The organism is Escherichia sp. WS1368 (assembly GCF_046487485.1).
In the GTDB taxonomy this organism is placed as follows: domain Bacteria; phylum Pseudomonadota; class Gammaproteobacteria; order Enterobacterales; family Enterobacteriaceae; genus Escherichia; species Escherichia coli.
In genome coordinates, this window is sequence record NZ_JBJQJI010000014.1 from 95,870 (window position 1) to 107,593 (window position 11,724).

An 11,724-nucleotide genomic window follows, 5' to 3' on the forward strand; every position below is an offset into this window, starting at 1 on the left:
AGTAAAATACAATAATTCATTAAATATCAATAGATTAGTTGTTTATCTGCGAGAAATTACTTAGTAGAATAGAAAGTAATGTCAACAGTTTATGGACTGTTATTTCTCTTTTTTTAGCTAAATCTGCTATCTCTTTATGTGACTAACTTCACTTACATTCACTTATTTCTCTTCGTAAAATTACTTTGGAATTAAGTACAATAAGAAGAGGAACATTTATGAAGTCTGCATTAAAGAAAAGTGTCGTAAGTACCTCGATATCTTTGATACTGGCATCTGGTATGGCTGCATTTGCTGCTCATGCGGCAGATGATGTAAAGCTGAAAGCAACCAAAACAAACGTCGCTTTCTCAGACTTTACGCCGACTGAATACAGTACCAAAGGAAAGCCAAATATTATCGTACTGACCATGGATGATCTTGGTTATGGACAACTTCCTTTTGATAAGGGATCTTTTGACCCAAAAACAATGGAAAATCGTGAAGTTGTCGATACCTACAAAATAGGGATAGATAAAGCCATTGAAGCTGCACAAAAATCAACGCCGACGCTCCTTTCATTAATGGATGAAGGCGTACGTTTTACTAACGGCTATGTGGCGCACGGTGTTTCCGGCCCCTCCCGCGCCGCAATAATGACCGGTCGAGCGCCCGCCCGCTTTGGTGTCTATTCCAATACCGATGCTCAGGATGGTATTCCGCTAACAGAAACTTTCTTGCCTGAATTATTCCAGAATCATGGTTATTACACTGCAGCAGTAGGTAAATGGCACTTGTCAAAAATCAGTAATGTGCCAGTACCGGAAGATAAACAAACGCGTGACTATCATGACAACTTCACCACCTATTCTGCGGAAGAATGGCAACCTCAAAACCGTGGCTTTGATTACTTTATGGGATTCCACGCTGCAGGAACGGCATATTACAACTCCCCTTCACTGTTCAAAAATCGTGAACGCGTCCCCGCAAAAGGTTATATCAGCGATCAGTTAACCGATGAGGCAATTGGCGTTGTTGATCGTGCCAAAACACTTGACCAGCCTTTTATGCTTTACCTGGCTTATAATGCTCCGCACCTGCCAAATGATAATCCTGCACCGGAGCAATATCAGAAGCAATTTAATACCGGTAGTCAAACGGCAGATAACTACTACGCTTCCGTTTATTCTGTTGATCAGGGTGTAAAACGCATTCTCGAACAACTGAAGAAAAACGGACAGTATGACAATACTATTATTCTCTTTACCTCCGATAATGGTGCGGTTATCGATGGTCCTCTGCCGCTGAACGGGGCGCAAAAAGGCTATAAGAGTCAGACCTATCCTGGCGGTACTCACACCCCAATGTTTATGTGGTGGAAAGGAAAACTTCAACCCGGTAATTATGACAAGCTGATTTCCGCAATGGATTTCTACCCGACAGCTCTTGATGCAGCCGATATCAGCATTCCAAAAGACCTTAAGCTGGATGGCGTTTCCTTGCTGCCCTGGTTGCAAGATAAGAAACAAGGCGAGCCACATAAAAATCTGACCTGGATAACCTCTTATTCTCACTGGTTTGATGAGGAAAATATTCCATTCTGGGATAATTACCACAAATTTGTCCGTCATCAGTCAGACGATTACCCGCATAACCCCAACACCGAGGACTTAAGCCAATTCTCTTATACGGTGAGAAATAACGATTATTCGCTAGTCTATACAGTAGAAAACAATCAGTTAGGTCTATACAAACTGACGGATCTACAGCAAAAAGATAACCTTGCCGCCGCCAATCCGCAGGTCGTTAAAGAGATGCAAGGCGTGGTAAGAGAGTTTATCGACAGCAGCCAACCACCGCTTAGCGAGGTAAATCAGGAGAAGTTTAACAATATCAAGAAAGCACTAAGCGAAGCGAAATAACTAAACCTTCATGCGGCGGATTTTTCCGCCGCCTTATTGAGCGAGATAGCGATGCACGTTACAGCCAAGCCCTCCAGTTTTCAATGTAATCTCAAATGTGATTACTGTTTTTACCTTGAAAAAGAGTCGCAGTTTACTCATGAAAAATGGATGGATGACAGCACTCTGAAAGAGTTCATCAAACAATATATCGCAGCGTCTGGCAATCAGGTCTATTTTACCTGGCAAGGCGGTGAACCCACTCTGGCTGGCCTGGATTTTTTCCGTAAAGTTATTCACTATCAACAACGCTATGCAGGCCAAAAACGTATTTTTAATGCATTACAAACGAATGGCATTTTATTGAATAATGAATGGTGTGCCTTTCTCAAAGAACATGAGTTTCTGGTTGGTATCTCGATCGATGGACCCCAGGAGCTACATGACCGTTACAGACGCAGTAATTCTGGTAACGGTACTTTTGCAAAAGTGATAGCAGCCATCGAGCGTCTGAAATCATATCAAGTAGAGTTTAATACGTTAACCGTCATTAATAACGTTAATGTCCATTACCCTCTTGAGGTTTATCATTTTTTAAAATCTATCGGCAGTAAACATATGCAATTTATCGAATTGCTCGAAACCGGGACGCCGAATATTGATTTCAGTGGTCATAGTGAGAACACATTCCGTATCATTGATTTTTCTGTGCCTCCTACGGCTTATGGCAAGTTTATGTCGACCATTTTTATGCAATGGGTTAAAAACGATGTGGGTGAAATTTTCATCCGTCAGTTTGAAAGTTTTGTCAGCCGTTTTTTGGGGAATGGGCATACCAGTTGTATTTTCCAGGAGTCCTGCAAGGATAATCTGGTTGTTGAAAGTAATGGAGACATTTACGAATGCGACCATTTTGTCTATCCACAGTACAAAATTGGAAACATTAATAAATCTGAACTTAAAACGATGAACAGTGTACAACTGACAGCGCAAAAAAAACGGATTTCAGCGAAATGTCAGCAATGTGCATATAAACCTATCTGCAATGGCGGTTGCCCTAAGCATCGTATTACTAAAGTAAACAATGAGACTGTTTCCTATTTTTGCGAAGGTTATAAAATCCTTTTTTCAACCATGGTACCTTATATGAACGCCATGGTGGAGTTAGCCAAGAACAGAGTACCGCTTTACCACATTATGGATGTTGCAAAACAAATGGAGAATAATTAATAACGCTCCTTCTTTGCTCCAGTCTTAGCCTCCGTCTTATGACCTTAACAAAGCACCCGACATAAATTCCTGTTGGGTGTTTCGTCATAATCATCTTCCCTTGCGAAAATTCTGGCTTACGTGGCATGCGTCAGGGCATTAGCAATACCCTTGATTATCAATAGCATAACCGTAACCATTGAAAATAAAAAAATTTCTTTATATTTCAAAATGTTAAATGACACTTAAATAAATTTCATCAGTAAATCATTGCCATAGATAATCATTGGATGGCACAATCAATTTTCGCTAATGATAACCATTCCCATTACGTTTCGTATGTTGATAGCAAAGTATCTCTGTCTGCTGAAGCCCTTTTGGCTGCGTAAGAATAATAAAACTTCAGTGCTGTTAATCATTATTATCCTCGCCATGATCCTTGGCGTGGTTAAAATTCAGGTCTGGTTAAACGACTGGAATAATGATTTTTTCAATGCGCTAAGCCAGAAAGAAACCGATAAGCTTTGGCAGCTTGTCCTTTGGTTCCCTGCCCTGCTGGGGATCTTTGTATTAATATCCGTAAACAAAACATGGTTAATTAAACTGCTGACTATTCGCTGGCGCGAATGGTTAACAGATTACTACCTTAATCGGTGGTTTGCAGATAAAAACTACTACTTCACGCAGATCTACGGCGAGCATAAAAATACAGATAACCCTGACCAACGTATCGCTGAAGACATTCTCTTACTGATCAGCAAAACGCTCAGTCTTTCATTTGGCTTCATCCAGTCACTTAGCATGCTGATCACCTTTACCGTTATTCTTTGGCAAAGCGCGGGTACGCTCTCATTCACTGTTGGTGGAACAGAATGGAATATCCAGGGGTATATGGTCTATACCGTTGTGCTCATTGTGATCGGTGGAACTTTATTTACTCATAAGGTTGGTAAACGTATTCGTCCGCTTAATGTGGAAAAGCAACGTAGCGAAGCGACATTTCGAACTAATCTTGTGCAGCATAATAAGCAGGCTGAACTGATTGCGCTAAGCAATGCTGAGTCTCTACAACGCCAGGAGTTGAGCGACAATTTTCATACCATTAAAGAGAACTGGCATCGTTTAATGAATCGTCAGCGCTGGCTTGATTACTGGCAGAATATTTATTCGCGCTCGCTTAGCGTTCTTCCCTACTTTCTGTTATTGCCACAGTTTATTAGCGGACAGATCAATCTGGGCGGACTGATGAAATCGCGCCAGGCATTTATGCTGGTATCGAACAATTTAAGCTGGTTTATTTATAAATATGACGAACTTGCTGAACTGGCTGCGGTTATCGATCGTTTGTATGAGTTCCATCAACTCACCGAACAGCGCCCTACGAATAAGCCTAAAAATTGCCAACATGCGGTACAAGTGGCTGACGCGAGTATTCGTACTCCTGATAATAAGATCATATTAGAGAACCTGAACTTTCATGTTTCGCCAGGCAAATGGCTATTACTGAAAGGTTACTCTGGTGCGGGAAAAACCACACTGCTTAAAACATTATCCCACTGCTGGCCGTGGTTCAAAGGTGATATTTCTTCTCCTGCTGACAGTTGGTATGTGTCACAAACACCGTTAATCAAAACCGGCTTACTGAAAGAGATTATTTGTAAAGCACTTCCCCTGCCCGTAGACGATAAATCGTTGAGCGAAATACTGCATCAGGTTGGTCTGGGGAAATTGGCTGCGCGTATTCATGACCACGATCGCTGGGGAGATATTCTTTCCAGCGGCGAAAAACAACGTATCGCCCTGGCACGATTAATTTTACGACGTCCGAAATGGATATTTCTTGACGAAACTACCTCTCATCTTGAGGAACAAGAGGCTATCCGCTTACTGCGTTTAGTGCGTGAAAAACTACCCACAAGCGGCGTCATTATGGTTACACATCAACCCGGTGTCTGGAACCTGGCTGATGATATTTGTGACATTAGCGCGGTTTTATAAAAACAATAAAAGCCCTGCTGTACGGAGATAAAAATAAATGAAGCGAGTTCTTATTCCTGGCGTCATTTTATGTGGCGCTGATGTGGCGCAGGCCGTCGATGACAAAAACATGTACATGCATGTTTTTGAAGAGATGACGGTCTATGCTCCTGTCCCTGTACCCGTAAACGGCAACACGCATTACACCAGTGAAAGCATCGAGCGTTTACCGACCGGGAATGGCAATATCAGCGATCTGCTGAGAACCAACCCTGCGGTACGCATGGATTCAACGCAAAGTACCTCATTGAACCAGGGAGATATTCGCCCTGAGAAAATCTCTATTCACGGTGCGTCGCCCTACCAGAATGCCTATTTGATTGACGGTATTAGTGCAACTAATAACCTGAACCCAGCGAATGAGTCCGATGCCAGTAGTGCAACCAATATTAGCGGGATGTCACAGGGGTATTATCTTGATGTCAGCTTACTGGACAATGTGACGCTTTATGACAGTTTTGTGCCGGTTGAATTTGGTCGCTTCAATGGCGGGGTAATTGATGCAAAGATCAAACGCTTCAACGCTGATGATAGCAGCGTGAAACTGGGTTACCGCACTACGCGTTCGGACTGGTTAACATCGCATATCGATGAGAATAACAAGAGCGCATTTAATCAAGGCTCTTCAGGAAGTACTTATTACTCCCCAGATTTTAAAAAGAACTTTTATACTTTGTCATTTAATCAGGAACTCGCTGATAACTTCGGCGTTACCGCCGGTTTATCGCGCCGCCAGTCTGATATCACCCGCGCGGATTATGTTTCGAATGACGGCATTGTCGCCGGTCGGGCACAGTATAAAAACGTTATCGATACCGCAGTGAGCAAATTTACCTGGTTTGCCAGTGACCGCTTTACCCACGATTTAACCTTAAAATATACCGGCTCCAGCCGTGATTATAATACCAGCACCTTCCCGGAGTCTGATCGCGAAATGGGTAATAAATCCTATGGTCTGGCATGGGATATGGATACGCAGCTCGCATGGGCCAAACTGCGTACTACCGTTGGTTGGGATCATATTAGTGATTATACCCGTCACGATCATGACATATGGTACACCGAACTTTCATGTACATATGGTGATATTTCAGGGCGTTGCACCCGTGGCGGATTAGGACACATTTCCCAGGCTGTAGATAATTACACCTTCAAAACACGCCTGGACTGGCAAAAATACGCCGTGGGTAATGTTTCGCATCAACCCTACTTCGGCGCGGAATACATCTATTCCGATGCATGGACTGAACGCCATAACCAGTCTGAATCCTATGTGATTAATGCTGCAGGAAAGAAAACTAACCATACCATTTACCATAAAGGTAAAGGCAGTCTGGGAATTGACAACTACACGCTGTATATGGCGGATCGCATTAGCTGGCGGAATGTGTCGTTAATGCCCGGTGTGCGATATGACTATGACAACTATCTGTCAAACCACAATATCTCCCCGCGATTTATGACGGAATGGGATATTTTTGCTGATCAAACCTCAATGATTACTGCCGGTTATAACCGTTACTATGGCGGGAATATTCTTGATATGGGATTACGTGATATCCGCAATAGCTGGACGGAATCGGTATCAGGCAATAAAACCCTGACGCGTTATCAGGATTTGAAAACACCTTATAACGATGAACTGGCAATGGGGTTGCAGCAGAAAATCGGAAAGAACGTTATTGCGCGTGCAAACTATGTTTATCGTGAAGCGCATGATCAAATCAGTAAAAGCAGTCGTACCGACAGCGCGACTAAAACCACCATTACTGAATATAACAACGACGGCAAAACCAAAACGCATTCGTTCAACCTCAGTTTTGAACTGGCCGAACCCCTGCATATCAGCCAGGTAGATATTAACCCGCAAATTGTCTTTAGCTATATCAAGAGCAAGGGCAACTTGTCGTTAAACAATGGTTATGAGGAGAGCAATACCGGTGATAACCGGGTGGTATATAACGGTAATCTGGTCTCTTACGATAGCGTTCCAGTGGCGGATTTTAATAATCCACTAAAGATCTCCTTAAACATGGATTTCACGCATCAACCGAGCGGGTTGGTGTGGGCGAATACGTTGACCTGGCAAGAAGCGCGTAAAGCTCGCATTATCCTGGGTAAGACGAATGCGCAATACATCAGCGAATATTCAGATTACAAGCAGTATGTTGACGAGAGACTGGATAGCAGCCTGACCTGGGACACCCGCTTGTCCTGGACGCCACAATTTCTGAAACAACAAAACCTGACGATCAGTGCCGATATTCTCAATGTACTGGATAGCAAAACCGCTGTTGATACAACGAATACCGGCGTGGCGACCTACGCCAGTGGCCGTACTTTCTGGCTTGATGTCAGCATGAAATTTTAATAGTTCGGATTTTACTTTACCGGGTAAATTCGCCCGGTTTTCGCATGGAGATAATTATGAGAAACCTCTGTTTCTTACTGACGTTAGTGGCAACTCTGTTGCTCCCCGGGCGACTGATTGCCGCCGCCTTACCGCAGGATGAAAAGTTAATTACCGGGCAACTGGACAATGGCTTGCGATATATGATTTATCCGCATGCTCAACCAAAGGATCAGGTAAATTTATGGCTGCAAATTCATACCGGTTCATTGCAGGAAGAAGACAATGAGCGCGGCGTGGCTCATTTTGTAGAACATATGATGTTTAACGGCACAAAAACATGGCCGGGTAATAAAGTCATCGAAACATTTGAGTCAATGGGCCTGCGCTTTGGTCGCGATGTTAATGCCTATACCAGCTATGACGAAACGGTGTATCAGGTAAGTTTGCCGACTACGCAGAAACAAAATCTGCAACAAGTGATGGCAATCTTCAGTGAATGGAGTAATGCCGCAACCTTTGAAAAACTCGAAGTAGACGCTGAACGCGGCGTAATTACTGAGGAATGGCGTGCCCATCAGGATGCGAAATGGCGCACCTCTCAGGCGCGCCGCCCTTTCCTGCAGGCTAATACCCGTAATTTAGACCGTGAACCTATCGGCCTGATGGATACTGTCGCTACGGTCACACCGGCACAATTGCGCCAATTTTATCAACGCTGGTATCAACCAAATAATATGACCTTTATCGTGGTCGGCGATATTGACAGTAAAGAAGCGCTGGCGCTGATTAAGGATAATTTAAGTAAGCTTCCGGCTAACAAAGCAGCTGAAAATCGCGTCTGGCCGACAAAAGCCGAAAACCACCTGCGCTTTAATATCATTAATGATAAAGAAAACCGGGTGAACGGCATCGCACTCTATTATCGCCTGCCAATGGTGCAAGTGAGCGATGAGCAAAGCTTTATCGAACAAGCTGAATGGAGCATGTTGGTTCAGCTGTTCAATCAGCGTCTGCAGGAACGCATACAGTCGGGCGAGTTGAAGACTATTTCTGGCGGCACTGCGCGCAGCGTTAGAATTGCACCCGATTATCAGTCGCTGTTTTTCCGTGTAAATGCACGAGACGATAATATGCAGGATGCTGCGAATGCATTAATGGCAGAGTTGGCAACTATTGATCAGCATGGTTTTTCTGCTGAAGAACTCGATGATGTCAAATCTACCCGTCTCACCTGGCTGAAAAATGCGGTTGATCAGCAAGCTGAACGTGATTTACGTATGCTGACCAGTCGCCTGGCATCCAGCTCATTAAATAATACGCCGTTCTTGTCGCCGGAAGAGACATATCAACTTTCGCAACGTCTGTGGCAGCAAATTACCGTGCAAAGTCTGGCGGAAAAATGGCAGCAGTTAAGAAAGAACCAGGATGCATTTTGGGAGCAAATGGTAAACAATGAGGTTGCTGCCAAAAAAGCATTGTCTCCTGCGGCTATCCTGGCGCTGGAAAAAGAGTACGCCAACAAAAAGCTGGCGGCTTACATCTTCCCAGGCAGAAATTTATCGTTAACAGTAGACGCTGACCCACAGGCGGAAATTAGCAGCAAAGAAACGCTGGCTGAGAATCTGACATCATTAACACTTTCCAATGGTGCCAGGGTTATTCTGGCAAAATCTGCGGGTGAAGAGCAAAAGCTACAAATTACTGCCGTATCTAATAAAGGCGATTTAAGTTTCCCTGCGCAGCAAAAATCACTTATCGCGCTGGCAAATAAAGCAGTAAGCGGAAGCGGCGTTGGTGAACTCTCCTCTTCCAGCCTGAAACGCTGGAGTGCGGAAAACTCGGTAACCATGAGCAGTAAAGTCAGTGGCATGAATACATTGCTCTCTGTTAGCGCGCGGGCTAATAACCCTGAACCTGGTTTCCAGTTGATTAACCAGCGAATCACCCACAGCACGATTAACGATAATATTTGGGCATCGCTACAAAATGCTCAAATTCAGGCGTTGAAAACGCTCGACCAGCGTCCAGCGGAGAAATTCGCCCAGCAGATGTATGAGACGCGCTATGCTGATGACCGCACGAAATTACTGCAAGAAAATCAGATTGCACAGTTTACTGCCGCAGATGCGCTGGCTGCCGATCGCCAGTTGTTTTCATCTCCAGCGGATATCACGTTTGTCATTGTCGGTAATGTCGCAGAAGACAAACTCGTGGCGTTAATTACGCGTTACTTAGGATCAATCAAACACTCTGATTCGCCATTAGCCGCAGGTAAACCATTAACTCGCGCGACGGACAACGCATCGGTTACTGTAAAAGAACAAAATGAACCTTTGGCACAGGTTTCACAGTGGAAGCGTTATGATTCCCGGACACCTGTAAATCTGGAGACGCGTATGGCGCTCGATGCTTTTAACGTCGCACTGGCAAAAGATCTACGCGTTAATATTCGTGAACAGGCCTCTGGGGCATACAGCGTTTCTTCTCGCCTCTCGGTTGATCCTCAGGCCAAAGATATCAGTCATTTGCTGGCTTTTACTTGTCAACCGGAACGACATGATGAACTGTTAACGTTAGCGAATGAAGTGATGGTTAAGCGTCTGGCTAAAGGGATCAGTGAGCAAGAACTGAACGAATACCAGCAAAACGTTCAGCGCAGCCTCGATATCCAACAGCGTAGCGTTCAACAATTAGCGAACACCATTGTAAATAGTCTTATTCAATATGACGATCCTGCAGCATGGACTGAGCAGGAGCAATTGTTGAAACAAATGACGGTAGAGAATGTTAACACTGCCGTTAAACAATATCTTTCTCATCCGGTGAATACCTATACCGGAGTATTGTTGCCAAAATAATAACAGCCCCGTCAACACCTCGTTGGCGGGGATTTTAGCAATATTCGCTATTTTTATGTAATAATTTTATAAATGCGTTCAAAATAATAACCAAGTACTAATAGTGATATTTTAAGGTCTGATTTTTACGTGATAATTCAGGAGGCGTAGAAAGCGCATAAAAATAACAACATAAAACACTTTACCACCACCAAAAAATTCTCTATTGCATTGTTTTTTAATGAAAAAACATTATTCTCGTAATATTTCACGATAAATAACATTAGGATTTTGTTATTTAAACCCGAGTCCTTTGCACTTGCTTACTTTATCGATAAATCCTACTTTTTTAATGCGATCCAATCATTTTAAGGAGTTTAAAATGGATAAGAAGCAAGTAACGGATTTAAGGTCGGAACTACTCGATTCACGTTTTGGTGCGAAGTCTATTTCCACTATCGCAGAATCAAAACGATTTCCGCTGCACGAAATGCGCGATGATGTCGCATTCCAGATTATCAATGACGAATTATATCTTGATGGCAACGCTCGTCAGAACCTGGCCACTTTCTGCCAGACCTGGGACGACGAAAATGTCCATAAGTTGATGGATTTATCCATTAACAAAAACTGGATCGACAAAGAAGAATATCCGCAATCCGCTGCAATCGACCTGCGTTGCGTAAACATGGTTGCCGATCTGTGGCATGCGCCTGCGCCGAAAAATGGTCAGGCCGTTGGCACCAACACCATTGGTTCTTCCGAGGCCTGTATGCTCGGCGGGATGGCGATGAAATGGCGTTGGCGCAAGCGTATGGAAGCTGCAGGCAAACCAACGGATAAACCAAACCTGGTGTGCGGTCCGGTGCAAATCTGCTGGCATAAATTCGCCCGCTACTGGGATGTGGAGCTGCGTGAGATCCCTATGCGCCCCGGTCAGTTGTTTATGGACCCGAAACGCATGATTGAAGCCTGCGACGAAAACACCATCGGCGTGGTGCCGACTTTCGGCGTGACCTACACCGGTAACTATGAGTTCCCGCAGCCGCTGCACGATGCGCTGGATAAATTCCAGGCCGACACCGGTATCGACATCGACATGCACATCGACGCCGCCAGCGGTGGCTTCCTGGCACCGTTCGTCGCCCCGGATATCGTCTGGGACTTCCGCCTGCCGCGTGTGAAATCGATCAGTGCTTCAGGCCATAAATTCGGTCTGGCTCCGCTGGGCTGCGGCTGGGTTATCTGGCGTGATGAAGAAGCGCTGCCGCAGGAACTGGTGTTCAACGTTGACTACCTCGGTGGTCAGATTGGGACTTTCGCCATCAACTTCTCCCGCCCGGCGGGTCAGGTAATTGCACAGTACTATGAATTCCTGCGCCTCGGTCGTGAAGGCTATACCAAAGTA

At 44.5% G+C, this 11,724-nt stretch carries 7 protein-coding genes; 6 read left to right on the top strand and 1 reads right to left on the bottom strand.

Features of this window, described 5'->3' with window-relative positions:
* The first annotated feature begins 218 nt into the window (after positions 1-218).
* Both ACJHYD_RS19740 and ACJHYD_RS19745 read left to right on the top strand, forming a co-directional pair.
* Positions 219-1,901, top strand: a complete 1,683-nt coding sequence (locus ACJHYD_RS19740) for a sulfatase-like hydrolase/transferase (protein ID WP_001551115.1) — start codon at positions 219-221, stop codon at positions 1,899-1,901.
* A 51-nt stretch (positions 1,902-1,952) separates the two neighbouring features.
* Positions 1,953-3,110, top strand: a complete 1,158-nt coding sequence (locus ACJHYD_RS19745) for an anaerobic sulfatase maturase (protein ID WP_001299007.1) — start codon at positions 1,953-1,955, stop codon at positions 3,108-3,110.
* Here ACJHYD_RS19745 and ACJHYD_RS19750 read toward each other — a convergent pair.
* A complete protein-coding gene (locus ACJHYD_RS19750; RefSeq protein ID WP_122134692.1) occupies positions 3,076-3,198 on the bottom strand; it encodes a hypothetical protein in 123 nt (40 codons plus the stop codon). The genes ACJHYD_RS19745 and ACJHYD_RS19750 overlap by 35 nt on opposite strands.
* 203 nt (positions 3,199-3,401) lie before the next feature.
* Between ACJHYD_RS19750 and ACJHYD_RS19755 the strand changes: the two genes are divergently transcribed.
* From ACJHYD_RS19755 to ACJHYD_RS19770, 4 genes are all read left to right on the top strand, one after another.
* Positions 3,402-5,087 carry an ABC transporter ATP-binding protein/permease gene (locus tag ACJHYD_RS19755; protein ID WP_000628568.1) on the top strand — a complete coding sequence of 562 codons (1,686 nt, stop codon included), beginning with the start codon at positions 3,402-3,404 and terminating at the stop codon, positions 5,085-5,087.
* A gap of 37 nt (positions 5,088-5,124) precedes the next feature.
* Positions 5,125-7,497 carry a TonB-dependent receptor plug domain-containing protein gene (locus ACJHYD_RS19760; protein ID WP_001551114.1) on the top strand — a complete coding sequence of 791 codons (2,373 nt, stop codon included), beginning with the start codon at positions 5,125-5,127 and terminating at the stop codon, positions 7,495-7,497.
* A 56-nt stretch (positions 7,498-7,553) separates the two neighbouring features.
* On the top strand, positions 7,554-10,337 hold the full coding sequence (locus ACJHYD_RS19765; RefSeq protein ID WP_410228829.1) for a M16 family metallopeptidase: 2,784 nt from the start codon (positions 7,554-7,556) through the stop codon (positions 10,335-10,337).
* A 361-nt stretch (positions 10,338-10,698) separates the two neighbouring features.
* On the top strand, positions 10,699-11,724 hold a 1,026-nt coding region (locus ACJHYD_RS19770; protein WP_073842045.1), incomplete at its 3' end, for a glutamate decarboxylase.

Coding starts and splice junctions, on each gene's coding strand:
- ACJHYD_RS19740 (WP_001551115.1), top strand. CDS start 219: ATGAAGTCTGCATTAAAGAAAAGTGTCGTAAGTACCTCGATATCTTTG.
- ACJHYD_RS19745 (WP_001299007.1), top strand. CDS start 1,953: ATGCACGTTACAGCCAAGCCCTCCAGTTTTCAATGTAATCTCAAATGT.
- ACJHYD_RS19750 (WP_122134692.1), bottom strand. CDS start 3,198: ATGACGAAACACCCAACAGGAATTTATGTCGGGTGCTTTGTTAAGGTC.
- ACJHYD_RS19755 (WP_000628568.1), top strand. CDS start 3,402: ATGATAACCATTCCCATTACGTTTCGTATGTTGATAGCAAAGTATCTC.
- ACJHYD_RS19760 (WP_001551114.1), top strand. CDS start 5,125: ATGAAGCGAGTTCTTATTCCTGGCGTCATTTTATGTGGCGCTGATGTG.
- ACJHYD_RS19765 (WP_410228829.1), top strand. CDS start 7,554: ATGAGAAACCTCTGTTTCTTACTGACGTTAGTGGCAACTCTGTTGCTC.